Origin of the sequence: Rosistilla carotiformis (assembly GCF_007753095.1) — a bacterium.
Taxonomy (GTDB): Bacteria; Planctomycetota; Planctomycetia; order Pirellulales; family Pirellulaceae; genus Rosistilla; species Rosistilla carotiformis.
Genome location: NZ_CP036348.1, coordinates 3,113,095 through 3,136,674 on the forward strand (window position 1 = coordinate 3,113,095; position 23,580 = coordinate 3,136,674).

Consider the following 23,580-nt stretch of genomic DNA (forward strand, 5'->3'; position numbering starts at 1 on the left):
ATGACCGATGCGACGGTGCGCGTCGGTTCACGGTGGTCGCGAAATGGAAGTGACGGTTTCCGGCGGCTACCGCTTTGGATAGATTCACGGTTCTCGGGCACACTTGTTTTTTTTCATACGTGGATCTGCCGTCGCGAAAAGTCGATCGCCTGGATGGGGATGTTCCTGCGGTAGGCGATCGTAAAAGGCAGGTACTATATTAAGTGCATTCCCATAATGATGCGGTTGTCCCCAATGCCTATCGAGGTATGAAGGTTCAATACGTGCAGGGCGACTTGGGTTGGGTTGGCAACGGACAAGGATTTCGTGGATGACAGGCGAAGAGAGAATGGAATCGAAGCGGGTGAGTACCGGCATCGAGACGCTGGATGATATCTTATGTGGCGGTCTGACGGCCGATCGGTTGTATTTGATCGAAGGCTCGCCCGGCAGCGGCAAGACGACGCTCGGATTACAGTTTCTGCTTGCCGGACGCGAGCTCGGTGGGACGGGGATTTACGTCACGCTGTCGGAAACCAAAGAAGAACTGCTGGGAATCGCTGAGTCCCACGGATGGTCGCTGGACGGGATTCATATCCACGAATTGCTCGACCACGAGCGCGACGTTCACCACGCGCAATACACAATGTTTGAACCGTCGGAGGTCGAACTGAGCAGCACCGTTGGCGAGGTGCAAACACAGGTCGAACGATTACAGCCCGATCGAATCGTCTTCGATTCGCTTTCGGAAATGCGATTGCTTTCGCAGGGGGCGCTCAGGTATCGCCGCCAGATCTTGTCGCTGAAACAATTTTTTGTTGGCCGAGGTTGCACCACGCTATTGTTGGACGATAAGGCTGCCGGAGGCGAAGATCAACAACTGCAAAGCTTAGCGCACGGCGTCATTCGACTCGAACAACGTTTGACCGACTATGGAAATGAACGGCGGTCTTTGCGAGTGATCAAACATCGCGGCTCCGATTTCATCGGGGGTGCACACGATCTCCGGTTGGCGCGTGGCGGCATGCAAGTGTTTCCGCGATCGATCGTCGACAACAATCCATCGTCGTTCTTGGGACGCCAAGTCAGCAGCGGACTCGATACGCTGGACACGCTGTTGGGCGGGGGCGTCGGTGAAGGGTCCAGCACGTTGTTGTTGGGCCCGGCTGGCGTGGGGAAATCGTCGTTGGGAATGCAGTTTGCGATCGAAGCGGCCCGGCGTGGCCAGCGGGCTGTGTTATTCGAATTTGAAGAGAGCAATCAAACGCTGGTGAAGCGATCTGAGGGGCTGGGGTTTCCACTGACGCGCTATATGGACGCGGGGTTGATTTCGATTCAGCATGTTCGCGCCGGTGAGATCACGCCGAACGAATTTGCATTGAACGTTCGGGCGGCGGTCGAACCGGACAACCAGGGGCGGGAAGCGTCGATCGTTTTGATCGACAGCTTGAATGGTTACCTCAGTTCGATGCCACACGAGCGATTTCTTGTCGTCCAATTGCACGAGATCTTGAACTATCTAGGCAAGCGAGGAATCGCAACCTTCTTGGTCGTTGCCCAACATGGCATGATGGGGCATGCGATGGGAACTCCTGTCGATACGAGTTATCTGGCTGACGCGGTGATCCTTTTCCGTTACTTTGAAGCCTCCGGTGAAATCCACCGAGCGATCTCCGTCGTTAAAAACCGTACCGCGAATCACGAGCGGACGATTCGCGAGTTCGGCTTAAGCGACAAGGGGCTTGTGATCGGCGAACCGTTGAACAACTTTCGCGGTGTGTTGGCGGGAACGCCGGAGTTCATCGGTCCGCGTGAAGTTCTGTTGACCCCACCAAAATCGAGTCCCGAATGAGTCTGCAACCACCGCAAGGCGACGTCAGCCAACGGGTTGCTATCTTCGCTCCGACGCCGCAGGACGCCCAGATTTGCAAGCAGATTCTTGACGATGTGCAGATCGATGTCGAGCTTTGTTCAAGCATTGATGCACTGTGCACAGCGATCGCGTCGGGAGTTGGCGTGGGCCTGGTGGGCGAAGACCACTTGGGCGATGACGAAATGCAGCGCGTCCAGGACGTGCTGGACCGACAACCCGAGTGGTCTGATTTTCCCGTCTTGGTGCTGCTGGGAAAGAAGGAGTTGTCGTCGTCGCGGGTCGAACAATTGTTGTCGCTGGGCAACGTCACCTTGGTTCCTTGTCCGTTGCGGATCGCGGTCTTCGTGAGCAAGTTGCGCGCTCGGCTGCGCGATCGGCGCAGGCAATACGCCGTCCGCGATTTGTTGATCGAACGACGCCGCGCCGTCGACTCAGCAGCGATCGATGCGCGACGATTGCGGATGGCGTTGCAGGCCGGACAGATGGGCGTTTGGGAATGGAGCCTGAAGGAACTTTATTGGTCCCCTGCGTTTTATGAGCTCTTTGGCTTTGACGAATCGGTCAAGCCCGATCCCGATCGTTGTTTTGAACGGGTGCATGATGACGACCGCGACGAGTTGATGAGGCAGTGGCAGGCATCGTTTGACCAAGGTACCGAGTTGCGGATGGAGTTTCGGATCACGCATCCCGAACTCGGGGCGCGTTGGCTGTCCGCCGTGGGCGAACCGGTTCGCGGCAAATCGGGAAGGGTGATGCGGCACTCGGGCATTATCTGGGACGTGACGCAGCGTCATACGACCGAACGGGCCTTGTTGGAAGCGCGTGAGCAGGCGGAGATCGCGAACCGCGCGAAAAGCGAATTCCTGGCCAATATGAGCCACGAGATTCGGACTCCGATGACGGCCATTCTGGGCTACGTCGATTTGATCGATGAAAAGGTCACCACAGACGACGACGTCCGCGACCACATCGATACCGTCCGTCGCAATGGAAAATTTTTGCTGGCGATCATCAACGATATTTTGGATTTGTCGAAGATCGAGGCGGGGAAATTTGATCTGGCCATCGAGCCCTTGTCGCCGAATCGCTTGATTGAAGACGTACGAAGCATCATGAACGTCCGCGCGATCGAGAATCAAATCGATCTGCGGGTCCAATACGACGGACTGGTTCCCGAGAAGATTTACACCGATCCCAAGCGGCTCAAGCAGATCTTGATCAACCTGGTCGGCAACGCGATCAAGTTTACCGATCGTGGCTCGGTGACACTTGCGGTCTCGTTTGATCGTGAAATCAATCGGATCGTCTTTGAGGTCGCCGATACGGGGATTGGGATGACGTCGCGTCAAATCAATCGATTGTTTCAACCCTTCAGCCAAGCCGATTCGTCGGTTTCGAGGACCTTCGGTGGCACGGGGCTGGGGCTCGCGATCTCGCAACGCTTGGCGAAGATTATGGGAGGCGAAATTACGGTCGAGAGCGAACCGGGAGAAGGCAGCTGTTTTCATGTCGCCATCGATCCCGGAGATATCTCCAACGCGCGCTTCGTTCCGTTGCGGGCATTTGAAGATCTGCCCCACACCGTTCAAGCGACCGACGACGCGCCGCTGGCCTGCAAGGTGTTGCTGGTCGATGATCGCCGCGACATTCGCTTTCTCGCATCGCGTCTGCTGTCCAACGCCGGAGCGGTGATCACCGAGGCCGAAGATGGGCAGGAAGCGGTCGACCGGATGCAGGAGATGATCCGCAACGACCGCGTCGTCGATCTGATTCTTTTGGACATGCAGATGCCGCGACTGGATGGCTATCGCACGGCGGAACAATTGCGGCGGCTTGGATTCAAGGGACCGATCATCGCGCTGACTGCCGACGCCATGCAAGGCGATATGGATCGTTGTCTGCAGTGCGGCTGTAACGACTACTTAAGCAAACCGATCGACAGTGGACTACTGTTGGAAAAAGTCCGCAGCTTCGTTCGAGCCAACCCGCCGCTGTGATCTGATCTATGGCGTGTCGGCCTCTGATCGACCAATTCGGTCGCCCCATGACCAAGCACGGGACGTTCCTTGAACGCGGGCGTTGGGACCGTTGAAAAAGCGAGCGATTTCTTGCTTGCGACGCCGTCAACTCTTGATGGCACGGTGTTTGCTTCTGGTGAAGTCTTCGAAAACGTTGCGGGATCGCTAACCTGCAAACGAAGGGTTAACTTTGCCGGAGTAATTGAGATGGCGATCCTGGAACAGGACCGGAAACGACGCGTCCCCCAACAATGCCCCCAAGCCACATCGGTCCGGTCCGCCGACGGCGTGCTGGAATGTGTGGGCAACACGCCCTTGGTCCAACTTCGCCGCTACCTGGACGATGCCGGGGTGGACCTGTATGCAAAGCTGGAATCGATGAACCCAGGGGGCAGCGCTAAGGATCGGCCCGCCCGTCGCATGCTGGCTCACGCAATCGATCGGGGGCAGCTTTCTGCGGGGGACACCGTGATCGAATCCTCCTCGGGAAACATGGGGATCGGATTGGCGCAAGCCTGCCGCTTTCACGGATTGCGTTTTATGTGTGTCGTCGATCCCCACGCACAGCCACAAAACGTGGCGATCATGCGGGCCTTGGGCGCCGAAGTGGTACGGGTGGAACGACCTGTCGAAGGCAGCTATTTAGCAGCACGCCTGCAACGGGTGCGGCAACTGTTGGCGAAAATTCCCAACAGCTATTGGCCCAACCAATATGCGAACCGGCAGAATCCGATCGCACACTTGGTCGGGACGATTCGTGAGATCGACCGCGATACCGACGGACAAATCGACTATCTGTTTGTCGCCACCAGCAGCACGGGGACGGCGCAAGGATGTCGCGACTATCTTCACGCCCATCATCGCAAAACCAAGGTTGTCGCCGTCGATGCACAGGGGAGCGTGCTGTTTGGCGGTTCGCCTGGCGAGCGTTTGATACCTGGGCTCGGTGCGGGGCATGAACCGGCGCTCGCTCGCGATCAAACGTTCGACCAAGTCGTCCGCGTCTCCGATATCGATTGTGTTGTGGGATGTCGACGCGCTGCCGCACGGGAAGCGATGCTCGTGGGCGGATCCGCTGGGGGCGTTCTGGAGGTGGTTCGTTCACTTCAGTCCACGCTGGTCGGCAAACGATGTGTTGCGATCCTGCATGATTCAGGAACGCGTTACTTGGACACGGTGTTTAACGACGCTTGGCTTGAGTCGGCGCTGGGCACCAACGCGGCCGAAGTTCAAGCGAGAATCTTGGCGCCCGCCTTGCGATCGACCGAATCGAGGTCGCGATGAATGCGCCGCTGGCAATGTCGATTGCCAATGCGGAAGCATCTGCCAAGTCGTCCCGTGCGTCATCCTTTAAGATCGCGATCGTAGGTTGCGGTCCCCGTGGGCTGTACTGTTTGCAATCGTTGAGCGAGCAACTGCGGCAGCTTCCCCGTTCGCCAAGGGTGGTGATCGACATCTTTGAACCAACGGAGTTCCCTGGTGCGGGAAACGTCTATGCACCCTGCCAGCCCCACTATCTGAAAATGAACTTTGCGGCCAAGCACATCAACGCGTGGGCTGGCGTTTCGGAGGATGACGCGGAACGATGTAACCTTGTCCGATGGTTCAACCGCGAGCATCCCGTTCCCCTCGATCCGAACGACTTCATCCCGCGTGCGGTGGTTGGCGCGTATCTTCGTGAATGTTTCCAAAGCGTTCACGCCGAGCTTCGGACGCTTGCCGACGTGACGCTACACCGTTGCAAGGTTACACAGATCCAGGGCCGTGACACGTGTTGGCGTCTCCACACCGATCGGTTCAACGGAGAATATGACGAACTGGTTTTGACCGTTGGCCACGAGGGCTGGCGTTCGTCCGAACCGATGTCGAAACCAACGCCATTGAAGTTCCCACCTGCGTTTCCCATTCGCGAAAATCTCGGACGGCATGCCGTCCCGCCGCGAACAACGGTGGCGATCCGTGGTTTTGGTTTGACCTGGATCGACGCCACGTTGGCACTAACCATGGGACGCGGCGGAATCTTTGACGAATCGGGGGAGAATTGGCGGTACCTTCCCAGTGGCGAGGAACCACGGCGGATCGTTCCGTTTTCACGCAGTGGTCGTCCGATGTTGGCTAAGCCTAACGAATCGCTCTTTCCCCAGCCTGTCGCGTTGGATGCGATCTGGAGTCGCGGTTGCGAATCCATCGATGCCCTGCCCAGTCCTATCGCGGGCTGCGATCTGCGAAGCGCGTTGTGGAGAATCATCGCCCGCGCGGCGGCATCGGCGGTCAACCATTTTGGCGGTCGAGGATTTGTTACACCTGCGGAAGTGCAATCATGGTTCGCCGTGTGGTGTCGCGGTGCGATGCAACCCGAAGCGTCTCTTGCAGCGATGCGGCAGTCCTATCGTGTCGCGACGGGTCGCGCGGCCCCGGATGTCCCCTGGGCATTGGGAGCCGCTTGGCGCAACCTGTACCCGGCCCTCGTTCGCCGGATCAGTTACGGAGGCCTGGCGGCCGAACAATGGCCGACGTTTCGCCGCGTCGCAACGGAAATGGAACGGATCGCATTTGGTCCTCCAGCTGACAACGTCGGCCGTATGTTGGCGCTCGTCGACGCGGGGGTTGTCGACCTTCGTTTTCTCACCGCGGAGCCACGGCCCTCCGATTCAAGCCAGTCGTCGGTTTGTACCCTCGCCAACGACCGCGAGAACGTGACAATCGATCATTGCATCGATGCCGTTTTGCCCTCGCCATACCAATTGCACCGCTCAGGGCCGCTGCACGGTTTACTCGACGCGGACATAATTCAGCGACTGCACGGTAGTGAGGGTATCCTCGTCGATCGTCTTGGCCGTCCGATCGACGGCAAGGGGCGGCCAACCTTGGGCTTGGCGATCATCGGTCGAGCGACCGAAGGCTGCGTGCTGGGAAACGATACACTCAGCCGCTCGCTCCACGATCAACCCCAGCGTTGGGCCGCTGATGTCGCGACACGCATTCAAGTTTTGCAGGAAAACCGATGAACCACATTCTGGAAAAACGACAGCCTGACTTAGCGAGTCGGCTTACCGATTTGAGATCCTCGTGCCAGGGAACGCCTCCATTGGATGCGACCTTAGAGCCGTGGATGATTGAATGGATGACCGATCACGCGTCGCAACTGCACGCAGCTTGCGAGCGATTCGGTTCACCGCTGAACCTGATTTGCGTGGCGCCGATGATCCGCAATCTCGAACAATTCAGTTGCGTTGCCGTCAACCGTGGCGTGCGTTTTCAGCCGTTCTTCGCCCGCAAGGCGAACAAGTGTTTGGCATTTGTCGATGCTGCTAAAAGGTTCGGTGCGGGGATCGACGTGGCGAGTGAAGCGGAGTGTCGACAAACACTCGACCGTGGCGTTCCGGCTACGGATATCCTCTGCACCGCAGCCATCAAGCCGCAATCGCTACTTGAGCTTTGCGTTGTCCGCCGCGTGCCGATAGCGATCGACAACCTCGACGAATTGCGACGCGTTCAGGCGATTGCGGGCAAATACGATACGGATGCCGAGGTTGCTATTCGGATCAGCGGCTTTCAACATGACGGCGATAAATTGTTCTCGCGCTTCGGATTCGACATCGATCAAATCGCGTTGCTCGACCAAGAACTTTCGCACGCCAGTGGCAACGGTTCGATTCGATTGATCGGCCTTCATTTTCACTTGGATGGTTACAGCAGTGGCCACCGCGTCAGCGCGCTGCGGCAGATGTTGCCGCGGGTCGATCATTTTCGATCGCGTGGCCACGACATTCGATTTCTCGATATCGGTGGTGGGTTGCCGATGTGCTATTTGGAAAGTGAATCGCAATGGAACGCGTTTGGTGCGGCGCATCGATCGGCATTGCTAGGCGATCGCACACCGATCACCTTCCAAAATCACGGACTTGGTTTTTTCAACGTGGATGGGCATCTGCACGGTCAACGCAACACCTATCCCTATTACCAATCGCCAACCGCCGTGAACTGGTTGGCGGAGGTGCTGGATGCGGAATCGGGGGAACAGGGAACCCTCGCCGACGCGATACGAGCTCGGTCGCTTCAGCTGAGATGCGAACCGGGACGCAGCGCTCTAAATGGCTGCGGCGTTACCGTCGCGCGTGTTGAGTATGTGAAACGTCATCCCAGTGGAGATGCTTTCGTTGGACTTGCGATGAACCGCACACAGTGCCGAACGGGCAGCGACGACTTTCTCGTCGACCCGCTGGTCGTGCGTTCCGAAGGAAATCGCGACTCCGCCCACGGTGCGGCGGTGGAAGGTTATCTCGCGGGTGCGTACTGCACCGAATCGGAATGGATCACGCTGCGTCGACTTCGATTTCCTCGAGGGATCGCCATGGGCGATCTTGTGGTCCTACCGAATACCGCGGGCTACTTCATGCACTTCCTCGAGAGTCGTTCACACCAATTCCCGTTGGCAACCAATCTGATCGTGCCAGGAGGCTCGACAAGCGAATTTCGGATCGATGCAATCGACAGCTAGTGTTTACTTCTTAGTTCGATGATTCACGGGAAGCCGATCTTTATGCGGAAGGTTGTCCCATCACAGGCGGCCAGTCGCTGTCCGATTCTCGTGTCCTCAACATGGCGCCGAAAACTGGCAACCGCGACATGGATCGCGATCGTGTTGCCCGATGTGTCGAACGGGCGAATGGATGGAAGGATTGGCCAACCGGTTTGGGATGACGGCCCCATTTGCGCTGTGTAAAATGCGTTGCCTCCGCTGAGCGGCCTCGCTCGCCGGCCATGCTCGCTTCGTCACCGCATTTCAAGAAAAACATCATGCTCCGATTGTTCGCGTTTTGTCTCCTCTGTTGTCCCTTGCTCGCTGTGTCCGTCAGTGCGCAGCCCGCTGGCTCACCGATTGCGCCGCCGGAGCTTGGCCCGTACCTGTACGAGACCAAACCGGACGATCCTGCGTTTGCAAGTTTTAACCCTCGTCGAGCGCCGCAGCCGGGTGAGCTTCTGTTACGCAAAGGGGATCGCTTGGCGATCTGCGGTGATTCGATCACCGAACAAAAGATGTACTCGCGGCTGATCGAGACCTATCTGACGGCCTGCGTTCCCGAGCTACAGATCACCGCGCGGCAGTACGGTTGGAGCGGCGAGAAGACCGACGGTTTTCTGCGGCGGATGGAGAAGGATTGCCTGACCTTCTCGCCGACGATCGCCACGTTGGCTTACGGCATGAACGATTCCCGCTACCGACCGTTCGACGTCACCAACGGGCAATGGTACGAGGATCACTACACTGCGATCGTGCAGAAATTTAGAGCGAACGACGTCCGCGTTGTCGTCGGATCGCCTGGCTGTGCTGGCAAGATCGCGACTTGGGTCAAGAGCCGATCGGGAACGTTGGAACAACACAACTTGAACCTGTGCGCCCTGCGAGACATCGCGATCGGCGTGGCGGAGCGCGAACAAGTTCGCTTTGCCGACATCTTCTGGCCGATGCTGCAAGCCCAAGTCTTCGCCCCAGCTCAACACGGCGCCACCGAAGAGAAACCCTACCGCGTCGCTGGCAGCGATGGGATCCATCCCGGCTGGGCCGGTCAAGTGATCATGGCCTGGTCGATGCTTCGTTCGTTGGGCCTCGATGGCGACCTGGGAACGATCGCGATCGATACCGAAAGCAACACCGCGACCGCCGACGGCGGACACTCGATCGATGCGTATGCCGACGGCGTCGCAACGGTCACCAGCACGCGGTATCCCTTCTGTGCGAGCGGCACACTGCACAGCGAAAACTCAATTCGATCGGGGATGACGCTGGTTCCCTTCAACGAAGATCTCAACCGGTTTCTGTTGAAGGTTAACGCAGCCGATGGCACAAAGTGGGAGATCACTTGGGGCGACCAGACGCAAACCTACACCGCGGATCAACTCGCCCAGGGAATCAACTTGGCGTGGGAGTTTCCGAAAAACCCGTTCAGCGAATCGTTCGACCGCGTCGATGCAGCGGTCGCGAAAAAGCAGGCTTATGAAACGCAGCAGGTGAAGAAGATCTTCCACGGCCCCGAGGGGAAAAAGGACTTCGCCGCCGCCGTCAAGGAAACCGAAGCGGTTCGCAAGCCGTTGGCCGATGCGATCGCGGACGCCATGCAGCCGGTGACACACAAGATCGCGATCCGCCAAGTCGCTGGTGAATGAGCCCGCGGCAAACCGGATCAACGTCGGGTAGATCTCCGCAATGGAACCGGCGACGCGATCGTCATCGCCGCATTTGATGCGTTGACCTCAACTCAAAGAGCTTTGATCTCGTCGCGGATCTCGCACAACATCGCCAACTGCCGTGGAGAAAAGCCACTCGACGGCGACGTGGTTTGATCATCGCCCAGGCCTGCGGAGCGCGACTGGCTGACGCGCGACATGATCTGTTCGCGGATCTCGGCGGCATCTTCGATCCCCTGGACCAGCAGCTTGTTGCCGCTGGCGAATGGACTCTCGGCCTCCCCCTGCGACGAGCCCGCGGTTTCGACGACCAGCTCCGAGATCCCAAATAGATGCTGCAGCGGACCGCGTCGCAGGTAGACGTTCTGCACATTTTCAAACGTGATCGTATGTTCGTAGATCACCCAGATCCCACGCCGCGCTCGCAGGCTTCGGTCGGTGATCACGTACCACATTGTGTCGTAGCGAAGATGGAGCGCGACATAAGCGACCAGATGCACGGCGAGGACCAGCGGAATCGCCACGACCGCCAGCAATAACGCGAGCTTTTCATTTTCGATCGCAACCGCCCCCAAGGCGACAGCGATCACAAGGTCGATGACGGCGGCGATCACCCAAAAGTTGAACTTCAGGTAGCTCAAGAATCGCCGCGAGGGTTGAAAGCTGCGATAGAAACCGCCGTCGGAAACCGGAAGCGTCGGCGGGTGATCGGGCACGCGAAAGCAGTCGACGAGAATTCTCCAAACGCCGCGATAGAGCCACTGAGCCGACCGAGGAACGGGAGCTGTCATGTGTCGTCTCCCTCCGGAACGTTGCGAATCCGACGCAGTTCATCGCGGATCTCGGTCAACACGCCAAGCACTTGATCGCTGCTATCGACCGATTCGGAATCGAGCGAATCGTTCCGCGCCCCACGCATCTGCGCGTACAGGAAATCGCGGAGCGGTTCGGGATCGCGAATCCCTTCGATCTGCATCGTCGCCCCCGCGGTTCCCGAAGCGGTTTGCAGCGGCACTTTGGAAAGCCCCATCCAGCGTTCGACGATGTTCCGCGTGACATGGATGTCTTGCAACCGTCGATAGGTGAGATGCACCTCGCGCCGAAAGAAGTACCCCCAACACATCGAGACTCCGGTATCGTCGAATCGATACCGCAGCGTCTTGAATCGGATCCACAGTGGAATAAAGACAAACGGGAACCCGATGACGGTGCACGCCGCAACCAACGCGTAATAAACCAACAGCGAATCGTCCGGGCGAGTGATCTTCGACGCGTCGAACGTCGCGTCGGAGGGTTGCGTCGGCAGGAGCGATTCGGTCACGTCGATCCTCGTCTATAAAAGGTCTTCGAGATAGCCTCGCGAGCGATTGATCTCGGCGGTCACTTCGGCTGTCGTTTCGAGGATCGGGATCCCTCGCGGCACGGGGTGCATAAAAATCTCGGTCCAGCCGCTGAACTTAGTCTCGACCAATGCATCGACCAGCGGCCCAAAATCAAGCTCGCCTCGCCCCGGCATTTGCAACAACTCCTGCTGCTTGGGCAGCTTCTTCATGCAGCCCATTCCGTATTGCCAGGCATAAAAGACCGACAACCGATCGCCAAGGTCAAGAATCAATTCGGCAAGCGTTTCGGAATCTTGGTCTAAATGGTAGGGAGCCAAAGCAATTCCAAGATGATCGCTGGGACACAGTTCGACCAGCCATCGCAGCGAATCGGGGGATTCGATCAAATTGTTGCCATGGTTTTCGATCGCGATCGTGACGCCCGTCTCCTCCGCCACCGCCAGATGCGGCTTCATCTGCTCGACAAACTTGCCCACCGCCGACTTCAGTTCGGTCCCTTTCAGACCTTTGGGACCCGCACCACCGGTGACCATGGTCGCGCAGCCCAGTCGATTTGCGAGCCGCATCTCCTCCTGCAGTCCAAACGGTCCCAGCTTGTATTGCGTGATGCATCCCAGTGGAACATCATGTTGTTTCAGCAAAGCGGCAAACGCCTCTTCCCCCATCGCATCCAACTGCTCGCGTTGATCCCCGTGCGCCTTGGGCCAGATGTCCAACGCAACCGAACCGGTCTTGGCGACTTCGGGCAAGATCTCGGCAACGGCAGCGTAGCCGTACATGCACGAACCGAGCAGGTACCGGAACTGGAACCCGCCGTCGGCAGCGCGAGCGAAATCAGGCAGTGCAAACGCCGCCCCAGCGGCAGCGCAGGTGGCGGAGAAGTGGCGTCGAGAGACTTGCATGAGGGATCAATTACGGTGATGGGATAGAGAACTAAAATCATCGTGCAGCCGTCATATCAACAGACTGGCACCGACATTGTAGCGGATCCCACGCTTCCCTTCTGGCGACTTGCTCGACTTCAGTAATCGAACCAGATGCCGCCACCGATGGTCTGTTCGCGTCGTTGGAAGAATTCGAATTGGCTGCTGTAGCCGTTGCTGTATTGCGCGCCCCAGCGGAGACGGCGGCCAGAACGGCTGCCTGGGACTTGCCAGCCCGCTTGCGCAGTCAAGCTGGGTGCGTATCCGACAGCTTCGCGGACGTCCAGGTTCATCGCGGCAAATGGTCCACCCCACTTCCGCGACATCGGTTGGGGCACATATTCAAAACCGGTTTGAAATTGCCAAGGCCGCGCTCCTCCGGACATCTTAAATGCAAATGCGGTTTCACCGTAGAGACGTAGCGAATCGTAGGCTTGGTAGCTGGCGCCTAGGATTAGCGACTCGGTGACATAGTTGATGCGCTTGAAGCTCGGGTTCCGTTCCATATATTCGTCGCCCACGTGGGAGCTGATATGAAAGTATCCGAATTTCAGCGACCACCGACCGGAAGCTTTGGTCAGTTCGGTGCCGAAGCGGAAATCGTTGGACTCGACATCCTCGGAATTATACAGATCCAAACGCGTGATCACCGCCCCTTCCAGATCCCATTGCCAACCTTGCGGGCGTTGCACGTCGTTGGTGCCATACCGCAAAAGGCCCACGCGGCCACCGAGGGTTGCATCCCAAAACGCGCCTCCCTCGTGTTCGCTGAAAAGCACCGTGGAGATCCGCGGTTCGTGAGGCCCCGCCATATAGGAGTGCCACATCAAACCTTCGGGCAACGTCTGCCAACTCCATTCGTCTTGTTTCGGGACCGCTGTGATGAAGGTTGGCGGCAGCGGGCCAATGGGGTCGCCAGCGGTTTCCAAAATTCCAGCCGGCTCCTCGACGGTCGCAACCGACTCAGCAGTCAGCCCGGCGACTTCACTCCACGAGACAATGGCGATCCCATCGTCCCCCGTGACAATCGATTGCGGGACGGCCAGCAGCATCAAGATCCCTGTTATGGATCTGACGATTTCGGGTAGGCGGTTTGAGAAGTTTGAAGGGTACAAACAGCTTGCCTGCATTGATGATTTCGAAGCAATCCAAATTTAGATACGATCCCAATCGGGATATCGACGAGGACGATCCGCTTCGTCAGCTCGCCGCCGTATCGGCGATTGCCAGTAGCTCAATGGTTTCGCGGCGTGGCGCGGGCGTGCGTGGCAATCCCGGAATCTTCCGGTGACATTTGTTGAGCCAAGTGCACATATCCCCTTCCTCCGCCATTGGTCAGCTTTTTGCCCGATGCAATTGCCAACTCGGTTGCTAGCGAATCGCGAGTTACCACGATCGCGTTGCAATGATGATGGATATATCGGCTGTATTGGTCGCGTTGTTCTTCGGTAAAGTGCACAACGCGCGATTTCGGCAAATAGATTTCGCTAGCATGCGTGCTGACATCATAAGAAACAGTGGACAGGTCCGCGTCTCGCGTTGCCTGCGACCGTCGACATCAGCTAATTGGATGCAAACTAAATGACAGCAAAAGCGATTGTTGCCGGGGGAACTGATACTCGCGATGCTCGAAGACGGATTCCAATTCATGCCGCTGCCAAACGCGGTAAGGACTCCCCTCATATCAACGATCGCAATGACGATCCGTCTCGTATCCAAGGTCAGATCGACATGGCAGCCGAAGAGTCTATTTGACTTCGTTTGGCAGCGGTTGGCCGTCGAGACCGGCGAAGAGATTTTCCAGGGTTCGCTGCATCATCGTGTGCCGGGTGCGGCCAGTGGCGCTTCCCAGATGTGGCGTGATGATCACGTTGGACAGCCGCAACAAGGGATGATCTCGAGGCAACGGTTCGGGATCGGTGACGTCCAGTCCCGCCGCTTGGATCTTTTCATCGCGAAGCGCCTCGTACAACGCTTGGGTATCGACGACCTGCCCGCGAGCCAGATTCAAGAGGATCGCCGACGACTTCATCTTTGCAAACTCCGCCGCGCCGATCATGCCGGTTGTCTCTGGCGTCAGTGGGCAATTCAACGAAACAAAATCGGACTCTTGCAGCAGATCGTCCAGCGATCGGTACTGGACACCAAGCTCCGCTTCGGCGTCGGGACGCCGGGTACGGTTGTGGTACAGCAGCCGCATTTGAAACGCTTGGGCACGCCGCGCCACCTCGCATCCGATCCTTCCCATTCCGATGATCCCCAACGTGCTGCCGGTCACCTCCTGTCCGATGAGTAGCGCCGGGTTATATCGCGTGAACTCCTCCCCGCGTGCGAACGCGTCGCTAACGACCAACTTGCGCGCCGTCGCCAACATTAGCGCGATCGTCAGATCGGCCGTCGCTGCATCGACGCAGCCGGGCGTGTTCCCGACCGGAATGCCGCGCGCTGCGGCGGCCTGCAGATCGATATGATCGACCCCGACACCGTGGTTACTGATCACTTGCAACTGCGGACAACGATCCATCATTTCGGCGTCGATCGTCACGTGACCGTACGCTAGGATTCCTCGCGAGGCGGCGAAGTCGGCGTCGGTCGCCGAATCGAAATAACGCAGTTCACATCGAGCCTGTGTGTGGGGCAAAAAAAACTCAGGCAACGGATCGGTCAGGATGATGTCTTTCATGCTGCTGATTGTATACCGCTTGGGTGGATCTTGCAGTTACGTGCCTCCCTTTTCCGCAGGCTTATCGAACGTTGCAGCACCGATTTTGCAAATTGTGCAATCCGGGTGATTTGGGACGAACGGTTAACACCAATCGTGTCCCACAACCGCGCGGAAACCGCAAAACGGCGTTCGGGAAAGATCGAGCCCTTGCAGCGCAACATCGGTAAACAATTCTCAATACTCGTCACCCGTTGGTGCCGTCGGCTCATTTTCCACCGGCCCTCTCTCCCCCTCCTGCCCAACCATCAATTCGGTCATAATCTCGGCAGCTGTATTTCATTTGCACACCCAATTTGGCGGCAATCCGTGCCTTACGAAACAACGCTCCATCACACCTTCGACAATGGCCTTGTCTTATTAGGCGAAAAAATGCCCTGGCTGCGTTCGGCCGCGTTTGCGTTCATGCTGCCTGCCGGTTGCCGTTTCGAATCGCCCGACCGGCTGGGATTGGCCGGCTTCGTCAACGAAATGATTCAGCGTGGGGCGGGCAATTACAGCAGCCGTGACTTGGTCGCCGTGCAGGACAATCTGGGCCTGGACCGATCCAGCAGCATCTCCACGGCGCATGGCAGTTTTGGTGGTTCGATGCCAGCCGAATCGCTGTTGCCCGCGCTGTCGCTGTATGCCGACATCGTCTTGCGTCCGCATCTGCCAGGCGATCAGATCGACGACGCCCGGCAAATGTGCCTGCAAGAACTGGCGGCGGCCGAAGATGATTTACCGCAGACGTTGATGAATCGTTTGAAGCAGATGCATTTTGGCGAAGTGCTGGGACGCAATTCGCTGGGGGACGAAGCGGGGTTGATGGCGATCGATGCCGACGATCTCCGCGGCTTCTATCAGCAACATTATCAACCGCGGGGCGCGATGTTGTCGGTTGCCGGGAACTTCGAATGGGACGAGGTCCGTGCGCATGTCGAGTCGTTGTTTGGCAATTGGAAACCGACCGACCCGATGCCCGAACTGGCGATCGATGGTCGCTCGGGATATGAACCGATTGAACATCCGTCGCAACAGACGCATCTTGGGATTGCATTTCCCGCCGTCAGCTATGGCGACCCGGACTACTACCCGATGCGTGCCAGCGTGGGAGTACTAAGCGATGGGATGAGTAGCCGGTTGTTCACGCGAGTCCGCGAGGAACGCGGCCTCTGCTACACGATCTCCGCAGGTTGTCATTCGACGCGCGAAGGAGGTGGGGTGTTCTGTTACGCAGGGACCACGGCCGAACGGGCGCAAGAGACTTTGGACGTTACGCTGCAAGAACTGCAAGCGATCGCCGACGGCGTGGAAGAAGGGGAATTGGAACGTTTAAAGGTCCGCATTCAAAGCAGTCTGATCATGGAGCAAGAGTCAAGCGCGTCGCGGGCCTCGGCAATTGTTTCGGATTGGTATCTGTTGGGCCGCGTGCAATCGCGTGACGAATTGCAGCAGAAGATCGACGCCCTCACGACCGCCGATTTGGTCGACTACTGGAAACGCAACCCGCCGCGTGATTTGCGGATCGTGACCGTGGGGCCTGAACCGCTCCAGGTGCCCTGACCGACGCGCGTTCCACTTGGCTCCGCCACCTTGCCGCCTGGAATCGAACCTGCCGCGTGCGATTCTCGCTCAACCTAACCTCTTCCTGCATGTGACCCAACAAGATGACTTTGGAATTCAAACAGCACACGCTTGCCAACGGCCTGCAAATTGTCGCGGAGCTGAATCCTTCCGGATACACCGCGGCGTTCGGCTTTTTTGTTCGCAGCGGCGCCCGAGACGAGGGGCCCGAGGAACGGGGCTTGAGTCATTTTTTGGAGCACATGGTCTTCAAAGGGACCGCGCGACGGACCGCTGCGGATGTCAATCGCGAACTGGATGAACTGGGAGGCCAAGCCAACGCCTACACCAGCGAAGAGCAAACGGTTTATTACACGACCGTGTTGCCAAAGTACCAGGACCGAGCGATCGATCTGTTGTGCGACATCATGCGTCCGGCGCTCCGCGACGACGACTTTCAGACCGAGCGTCAAGTGATCCTCGAAGAGATCGCCAAATACGACGACCAGCCCCCCTTTGGTGCCTTCGAAACGTCGATGGAACTCTATTTCGCAGGACACCCTTTGGGCAGCCGGGTTTTGGGCACGCCGGAATCGATCGGCGAGATGACGTCGACGGCGATGCGGAAGTACTTCGAACGGCGCTATGATCCCAAGAACATGGTGCTGTCGGCTGCCGGATGTGTTGATTTCGATGCCTTGGTCAGCCAGGTCGAATCGCTCGCCAGCCAGTGGCCTACCGCAGCGATGCCGGCGATGGTGCCCGCTCCAACGTCCGGTGGGCAGGCAAAGATTGAACTGGAGGTTCCGGATTCCAGCCAAACCTACGTGATTCGGGTCGGAGCGGCCCCCCCCAATTCCAGCACCGATCGGTTTGCGATGCGGATGTTGGTTTCGATGATGGGTGAGGAAGGGGGCAGTCGATTGTTTTGGGATCTGATCGACACTGGTCGCGCCGACGTGGCGACGATGTGGACTCAGGAGTTTCAAGATGCCGGCCTGTTGTTCACTTACCTCAGCTGTGCCCCGGAAGATGTTGACGCAAACTTAGCGTTGATCGACGGAGCGATTGAAGTTTTCGTTAAAAATGGGCCCGCCGAAGATGAGATCGAACAGGCCAAAAACCGCATGTGCGCGGGGTTAATTCTGTCCAGCGAGCGGCCGAGCAATCGAATGTTTTCCATTGGCAACGCCTGGCAGATACGGGGCGTTTATGAGACGCTCGACGATCAATTGAAAAAGTATCGCAGCGTAGATGCCGACGACCTGCAACGCGTTCTTGCCGCATACCCGATGCATTATACGACCGAGGTCCGCACGGTTTCCAAAGCATCCGCGGAATAGCCGGCCCGTGCGCATTCTCTGATTGATTCCCCACTCCTTTCGACGACGCCACGACCCATGAAATTTCGTACCCGCGCCATTCACGACGGCAATGCAATCGATCCCCAAACCGGCGCCGTCGTGCCGCCGATCCATCTTGCCAGCACCTTTCGCCAACCCGGAGCCGGAGAGTGGGGCGAGTTCGATTATTCGCGCAGCGGCAATCCGACGCGATCGAACCTGCAAGCGACGCTCAATTCGCTCGAGGGAGCGGTTGGTTCGTTGGCTTTCAGCAGCGGGATGGCGGCGACGCATTGCGTGACGATGCTGTTGGGCAATGGCGATCATGTCGTCGCCGGCAAAGACATCTATGGCGGCACCTACCGCTTGCTGCACAAGATCTGCGATCGCAACGGGATCTCGGTGACGCTTGTCGACATGACCGATCTGGACGCTGTCGCCGCGGCGATCCAACCGAATACAAAACTGCTGTGGGCGGAAACGATCGGCAACCCGTTGTTCTCGATCCCCGACCTGTCCGCGCTGGCAGAACTGGCCCATTCGCGCGGCGCGCTGATCGGTGTCGACAACACCTTCGGCACTCCCGTCCTGGTACGGCCGCTGGAATTTGGGATCGACATCGTCATGCACTCGGCCACCAAATACCTCGGTGGCCACAGCGATTGCTTGGGAGGAACCCTTTCGGTCTCCGATAAAGAACTCTACGACCGGCTCTATTTTGTCCAAAACGCAACCGGCGCGGTCTTGGATCCGTTCAGTAGTTTTCTGATCGGCCGCGGCCTCAAGACGCTCGACGTTCGGATTCGCGAGCAGAGCAAAACCGCGGCGCGATTGGCCGACTGGCTCGCCGCCCACCCGCGCGTCTCACGCGTCTATTACCCCGGGCTAAGTTCGCATCCGGGCCACGAACTGGCCGCGCGTCAATTCGACGGTATCTACGGAGCGATGCTCGGCTTTGAACTGGCCGGAGATTTTAAGGCGACCGCCGCGATGGTGGGCAAGACACACCTGTTCCACTTGGCGGTCAGTTTGGGGGCAGTGGAATCGTTGATCGAACAACCTGCATCGATGTCGCACGCCAGCTACGACCCCGCCGATCGCGCCAAAGCGGGCATCTCCGACGCGCTGGTCCGCCTGTCGGTGGGCCTAGAAGATTTTGACGATCTACGACAAGATATCGAACAAGCGATCGCCGCGGTTTGATCGCCGCAAACTGAAACGATCCCGAAGAAAGCCACCTGCTCTCTCCTTTTTATTTGACGCCGATGTAATACCGTCTGCCACACCACGCCGCGCCCACTTTAGAGATTCATGGTCAATACGCTATTTCTACCCGAACTGCGTGAAATGCTTGCCGAATCAAACGATTCGGATCTAGCTGAATTCTGCACGGCGCTGCATCCGGTCCGCACGGCCGAGTTCATGGAGGGGCTGACTGCCAGCGAGGCGTGGCAGGTTTTGCAACACGCCGAAGTGGCGTTGCGAGCGGAGATCTTCAGTTACCTGGAAGAAGAACGACAGCTGGAGATCCTCGAACAAGAAGATCCCCAGCGGCTTGCCGAGCTGGTCGCCGAGATGCCATCGGACGATCGGGTCGACCTGATCCACGAACTGGAAGACGACCGGGCCAACGAGATCCTGCCGCTGTTGCCCGAGGCCGAACGCCGCGACATCATGCGGCTGAAGAGCCACGCCGAAGAGACCGCCGGCGCGTTGATGACGACCGATTTTGTGAGGCTCTCCGCCTCGCTGACCGTTCGCGAGGCGTTGGACGATCTGAGCCGTCAGGCCGAGGATCATGAGACGATCTATTATCTGTATGTCGTCGACGAAGATCATCAATTGCGCGGGGTGGTTTCAGGGCGTCAGTTGATCGCGGCGATGGGGAAGCCCAACACCACGATGGGCGAACTGATGGATACCGATATCGTCACCGTGCAGATCGACGAAGATCAAGAGTCGGTTGCCGAGAAGGTCGAACGCTACAACCTGTTGGCGATTCCGGTGGTCGACGAGGGACGCGTGTTGATGGGGATCATCACCCACGACGACGTGATCGATGTGTTGCGCGACGAATTGACCGAAGACGTTCAACGGATCGCGGCGGTCGCTCCGCTGGATGAAGGCTATCTACGCGAGAACATCCTCACGCTGACCTGGAAGCGGGGGATCTGGCTGACGGTCCTCTTTTTTGCTGCGATGTTGACAATGCTTTTGTTAAGGCATTACGACACCGAACTGGAAAAATACATCTGGCTGGCCTGGTTCATCCCGTTGGTCATCAGTAGCGGTGGGAACACGGGTAGCCAATCGGCCACGTTGGTAATTACGGCGCTGACCAGTGGCGATGTGAAGGTTGGCGATTGGCGAACCGTCGCAATCCGCGAAGTCATGATGGGAGTGCTATTGGGCGGGTCGTTGGGGATGATCGGTTATCTGTTTGCGTTGTTTGTCGCCCCCAGCCCGTACGCTGCGATCACGATCCCGATCACCGTGCTGTTGGTGATCAGCAGCGGTGCGATCGCCGGTGGACTGTTGCCATTGTTGTTCCGACGCTTGGAACTCGATCCCGCTCTGATGAGCAATCCGTTTGTCGCGGGGATCGTCGACATTTTAGGGATCATGATCTACATCAACGTCGCCCGCATCGTGCTCAGCGGCGCCGTAGAATAGCGGCTAGTGCTTCATCCATATTTGAATTTGAAGTAGTGGACGAGGTCACGAGTCCTCTCGCGCCAGAGATCATGGGGACTCGTGACCTCGTCCACTACCATCCGTCCTAAAATCAAAGTTTGACAAACCACTCGCCACGGCCGCCATGATCATCGAGCGACGTAGCGGATGTCGTCGAGGTAAAACGTCACCGGTTTGCCTTGCCCCGCCAACGACCAACCGAATCCCGTTTTGATCCGTGTTAGGTCGCGGCCGTCGAGCGCGATGCGGATCAGCTGCCACTGGTCGGTTAGTCGAACCTCTTTCCGTTCCACCTTGGCGGTGTCGCGATAGGGCTGGTCCCCATCGATCGCTCCCATCACAAAATTCACCACCTCGTCCCCTTGGGCTCCGCGAACCCAAAACTGCAATTCTCCCGCGGCGGACAAATCGAAACCGCCCGGCTGCGATCCGGTCCAATCCCCCGGCGGCGATTGCCATAAAACACCTCCCCAACCGTCGGCCGCCGTGTACTGCACTTGCAGGCACGTTGATCCCGAGTGCGAATCGTCGCGGCTATCCAAAGTCATTTTGACAGCCGCCGTGTTCCCCATGAATCCCGATGCCGCGTAGGGCTCGGTTTCCATCGAGTCACCATAGACGATCAACGGGAGTTGCGGTTTGGGGGACGTTCTCAACATCACCGGAGCATCGACGCGCAGCGGGACATTAGCCACGGCGGCTCCTCCGTTGTTATCGCGAACGTAAGCAAACAATCGATAGCCGCCGCCACCCTGCGGGACCGTTATGACCGCGTGCCCGGCGTCGCCTACAACGGCATCGTTGAGCGCAAGCTCTTCGGTTTGGTAATTCCCGCCGACGCCAACGGTTCCCGAATCGTGTCGCAGGATCCATTTTGTTGTGAGCGTATCGGATTCGGGATCGCCGGCGACCAACGTTGCCCGAATTTTATCCCCCGGCTTCAGCCCATCGGTCTGTTCCAACGAGAGTCGATCGATTTGAGGGCATCCGTTTTGCGGTGGCTTGCCCGTCCACGCTTCGGTCATCGCATCGACAGCCGCCAACCGCGATCCGTCGGGCAGCAGCATCCCGAACCAGGTCGCCGTCGTCTCCTGTTTGTCACCCCACAAAAAGGCGTACGAACCGAGGCAGAGTCTCGATTTTTCACGCCCCGATTCACGGAAGCCGAGAGCGTATTGAGCCGCCTTGGCCGTGCTGGTCGCTTCGATCGCTGAACCCCAAGGCGTCTTTTCGACCTCCCACGGTCCATGTGGCCCATGTTCGGTGACGATGTAAGGTTTGCTGCTTCTGGCGGCGCGATACCGTTGATCCAGCGAAAAGATCCCGCCATAAGAGTTGACGCCGATGATGTCGATGTTGGGGCAATAGCGTTCGATCTGTCGGACCTTGTTTTGCCCCAGTTCCGCGATCACGGTCATCGTCGGATGCGCGGGATCGATCTGCTTACAAACTCGGGCGATATGATCGACGGCGTACCAGATCGCTGGATTGTTGCCATCGCCTTCCATCTCGTTGCCGATTCCCCACATCAAGACCGCGGGGTGGTCCTTGTATTTTGTGATCGCATCGACACACGTCTGCAATTGAGCCGCGACTTCCGACTCGCTTTGATAGTTGAAACCATGGCGAGGATGTCCCAACCACAATCCAACGCAGACGGTCAAATTGTTTTTGTGAGCGGTGTCGAGCAGTTGATCGAGATTTTCAGTCGACCAAGTGCGGATCGAATTCCCACCGGCCGCCGACAAGCGATCCAAGTGCTGCGTTCCCCCGGCGCCGCGAACGACGTAGTCCTTGCCGCCGCGGAGCAGGCGAAATCCGTTGGTCGAATCGTGTTGAAGGATGACAGGAATTTGAGCTGCCGCCTCGCCAATCACGATGAACATCAACAACGTCGCCAAAACGAGAGCTTGCAATTTCGATCGTTCAGCGAACATGAGAGGCCTCGTTTGGGTTCGTGGATAGATCGGATCAAAGAATTTGCTGCCAGGGGAATTCCAGCTGATCGATCGCTTCGATGGGCGCCGATGTGGCCAGCGTCGCCGACCATCGCGAAGAAGGTGGGCACCGATGCAGCATCCACTGCGAAGGGCCCGACTTTTCGTTGGCGACCGCCCGGCGGAGACTCGGGTCGATTTCGATCTGCAGTGGACTGAGATAAAACCCGTAGCCCGTCGCTTTGAGAACGGCCTCTTTCGCAGTCCAGTGATCGAACCACAGCGAATCGCTGGCGTCGAGCAACCGCTGCCGCTCGGTCTCGGTGTAAACCTGGCGATCGATCCCCGGCCGCGATTTCATCGTGCGGATCCCTTCGATGTCGACGCCCAGCGGATTCTGGGAACTAACCGCCAACAGCGCGATGTCTTCGGTGTGCGACAGATTAAAGAAGAGGGAGGGGGCGAGCTCCATCGCGGCGAAGTCGACGATCGGTCGGCCCATCTTTTCCACCGCCAGGACAACTTCGGCGGCGGGGCGTTTCAAGTAACTGCCGAGAATAAATCGCATCGCCACGTGCGCCGCGGCGTACCGCAACCGCAGCGGTCGCGAAACGAAGCGACTCGCCTTCGCAAACTCCTCGTCCGACAACACCTCTCGAGCCAACTGATCGTTCTCCGGGACCAGGCAATCGGGAAATGGGGCGCCGCTGGGTTCCAGATCGATCCGCCACAGATGAACGGTATCAGGCGACAGTAGAGGAGAGGAAAACATCCAAGCCAATCGTTTTTTTGAAAAGAGGAAGACGTGAAACTGCTGCCGGGGGCTGCCTGCCCCTTCGATGATAGCAATGGTTAGTACCTAGTCTATTTCAAACGCAACGCCGCCGCCGCGATAAGGTGTCGTACACCCCCAGGAACCAGAAAAGCATTTTTGTCGATCCTGTATGCCCCAAAGCGGTTGCTTCGACAAAGAGAAATTTGATATCGTTAGCCCAATAAGGCCTGTTGCCCGAA

19 protein-coding genes are annotated in these 23,580 nt (G+C 58.0%); 11 read left to right on the forward strand and 8 right to left on the reverse strand.

Annotation, left to right across the window (positions count from 1 at the left end; translation table 11 throughout):
- Positions 1 to 343 precede the first annotated feature (343 nt).
- From Poly24_RS11365 to Poly24_RS11390, 6 genes are all read left to right on the forward strand, one after another.
- Positions 344 to 1,831 carry an ATPase domain-containing protein gene (locus Poly24_RS11365; protein ID WP_315852237.1) on the forward strand — a complete coding sequence of 496 codons (1,488 nt, stop codon included), beginning with the start codon at positions 344 to 346 and terminating at the stop codon, positions 1,829 to 1,831.
- Positions 1,828 to 3,849 (forward strand): ATP-binding protein, encoded by a 2,022-nt coding sequence (locus tag Poly24_RS11370; protein WP_145094823.1) that lies wholly within the window; start codon positions 1,828 to 1,830, stop codon positions 3,847 to 3,849. Before Poly24_RS11365 ends, Poly24_RS11370 begins: the two co-directional genes overlap by 4 nt.
- A gap of 228 nt (positions 3,850 to 4,077) precedes the next feature.
- Positions 4,078 to 5,154, forward strand: a complete 1,077-nt coding sequence (gene sbnA, locus Poly24_RS11375; RefSeq protein ID WP_145102812.1) for a 2,3-diaminopropionate biosynthesis protein SbnA — start codon at positions 4,078 to 4,080, stop codon at positions 5,152 to 5,154.
- Complete coding sequence (locus tag Poly24_RS11380; protein ID WP_231753582.1) at positions 5,151 to 6,878, forward strand: FAD/NAD(P)-binding protein; 1,728 nt, start codon at positions 5,151 to 5,153, stop codon at positions 6,876 to 6,878. Before sbnA ends, Poly24_RS11380 begins: the two co-directional genes overlap by 4 nt.
- 104 nt (positions 6,879 to 6,982) lie before the next feature.
- Positions 6,983 to 8,371 (forward strand): Y4yA family PLP-dependent enzyme, encoded by a 1,389-nt coding sequence (locus Poly24_RS11385; protein WP_145094826.1) that lies wholly within the window; start codon positions 6,983 to 6,985, stop codon positions 8,369 to 8,371.
- A gap of 299 nt (positions 8,372 to 8,670) precedes the next feature.
- The gene (locus Poly24_RS11390) at positions 8,671 to 10,038 is read left to right on the forward strand and encodes an SGNH/GDSL hydrolase family protein (RefSeq protein ID WP_231753583.1); all 1,368 of its coding nucleotides are present in this window, start codon (positions 8,671 to 8,673) and stop codon (positions 10,036 to 10,038) included.
- Positions 10,039 to 10,130: 92 nt separating this feature from the next.
- Here the strand turns inward: Poly24_RS11390 and Poly24_RS11395 are convergent, their stop codons facing one another.
- From Poly24_RS11395 to Poly24_RS27390, 5 genes are all read right to left on the reverse strand, one after another.
- On the reverse strand, positions 10,131 to 10,850 hold the full coding sequence (locus tag Poly24_RS11395) for a PH domain-containing protein (RefSeq protein WP_145094831.1): 720 nt from the start codon (positions 10,848 to 10,850) through the stop codon (positions 10,131 to 10,133).
- Complete coding sequence (locus Poly24_RS11400; RefSeq protein ID WP_145094834.1) at positions 10,847 to 11,380, reverse strand: PH domain-containing protein; 534 nt, start codon at positions 11,378 to 11,380, stop codon at positions 10,847 to 10,849. The genes Poly24_RS11395 and Poly24_RS11400 overlap by 4 nt, the downstream gene beginning before the upstream one ends.
- Before the next feature lie 12 nt (positions 11,381 to 11,392).
- The gene (locus Poly24_RS11405; RefSeq protein ID WP_145094837.1) at positions 11,393 to 12,304 is read right to left on the reverse strand and encodes a sugar phosphate isomerase/epimerase family protein; all 912 of its coding nucleotides are present in this window, start codon (positions 12,302 to 12,304) and stop codon (positions 11,393 to 11,395) included.
- A 119-nt stretch (positions 12,305 to 12,423) separates the two neighbouring features.
- Positions 12,424 to 13,377: a DUF1207 domain-containing protein gene (locus Poly24_RS11410; RefSeq protein ID WP_231753584.1), complete on the reverse strand. Its 954-nt coding sequence runs from the start codon at positions 13,375 to 13,377 to the stop codon at positions 12,424 to 12,426.
- A gap of 182 nt (positions 13,378 to 13,559) precedes the next feature.
- On the reverse strand, positions 13,560 to 13,784 hold the full coding sequence (locus Poly24_RS27390) for a hypothetical protein (RefSeq protein WP_231753585.1): 225 nt from the start codon (positions 13,782 to 13,784) through the stop codon (positions 13,560 to 13,562).
- Between the two features lie 122 nt (positions 13,785 to 13,906).
- Here Poly24_RS27390 and Poly24_RS27020 point away from each other — a divergent pair, with 122 nt between their 5' ends.
- Positions 13,907 to 14,080: a hypothetical protein gene (locus Poly24_RS27020; RefSeq protein WP_197452503.1), complete on the forward strand. Its 174-nt coding sequence runs from the start codon at positions 13,907 to 13,909 to the stop codon at positions 14,078 to 14,080.
- On the opposite strand, the gene Poly24_RS11415 is transcribed toward Poly24_RS27020, so the two are convergent.
- A complete protein-coding gene (locus Poly24_RS11415; protein WP_145094843.1) occupies positions 14,073 to 15,008 on the reverse strand; it encodes a 2-hydroxyacid dehydrogenase in 936 nt (311 codons plus the stop codon). The two genes, Poly24_RS27020 and Poly24_RS11415, sit on opposite strands and share 8 nt — an antisense overlap.
- Before the next feature lie 348 nt (positions 15,009 to 15,356).
- Between Poly24_RS11415 and Poly24_RS11420 the strand changes: the two genes are divergently transcribed.
- The 4 genes from Poly24_RS11420 (at position 15,357) to mgtE (ending at position 20,608) form a co-directional block, all read left to right on the forward strand.
- The gene (locus Poly24_RS11420) at positions 15,357 to 16,592 is read left to right on the forward strand and encodes a M16 family metallopeptidase (protein ID WP_231753586.1); all 1,236 of its coding nucleotides are present in this window, start codon (positions 15,357 to 15,359) and stop codon (positions 16,590 to 16,592) included.
- Between the two features lie 104 nt (positions 16,593 to 16,696).
- Positions 16,697 to 17,935, forward strand: coding sequence for a M16 family metallopeptidase (locus tag Poly24_RS11425; RefSeq protein WP_145094847.1), 1,239 nt, complete (start codon positions 16,697 to 16,699; stop codon positions 17,933 to 17,935).
- A gap of 57 nt (positions 17,936 to 17,992) precedes the next feature.
- Positions 17,993 to 19,138, forward strand: a complete 1,146-nt coding sequence (locus tag Poly24_RS11430; RefSeq protein ID WP_145094850.1) for a trans-sulfuration enzyme family protein — start codon at positions 17,993 to 17,995, stop codon at positions 19,136 to 19,138.
- A 108-nt stretch (positions 19,139 to 19,246) separates the two neighbouring features.
- Positions 19,247 to 20,608 carry a magnesium transporter gene (mgtE, locus tag Poly24_RS11435; RefSeq protein WP_145094853.1) on the forward strand — a complete coding sequence of 454 codons (1,362 nt, stop codon included), beginning with the start codon at positions 19,247 to 19,249 and terminating at the stop codon, positions 20,606 to 20,608.
- Positions 20,609 to 20,757: 149 nt separating this feature from the next.
- Here the strand turns inward: mgtE and Poly24_RS11440 are convergent, their stop codons facing one another.
- Entirely contained in the window at positions 20,758 to 22,566 is a 1,809-nt protein-coding gene (locus tag Poly24_RS11440) for a glycoside hydrolase family 2 TIM barrel-domain containing protein (protein ID WP_145094856.1), read from the reverse strand.
- Positions 22,567 to 22,600: 34 nt separating this feature from the next.
- The gene (locus Poly24_RS11445) at positions 22,601 to 23,338 is read right to left on the reverse strand and encodes a 4'-phosphopantetheinyl transferase family protein (RefSeq protein WP_145094859.1); all 738 of its coding nucleotides are present in this window, start codon (positions 23,336 to 23,338) and stop codon (positions 22,601 to 22,603) included.
- Positions 23,339 to 23,580: the final 242 nt, after the last annotated feature.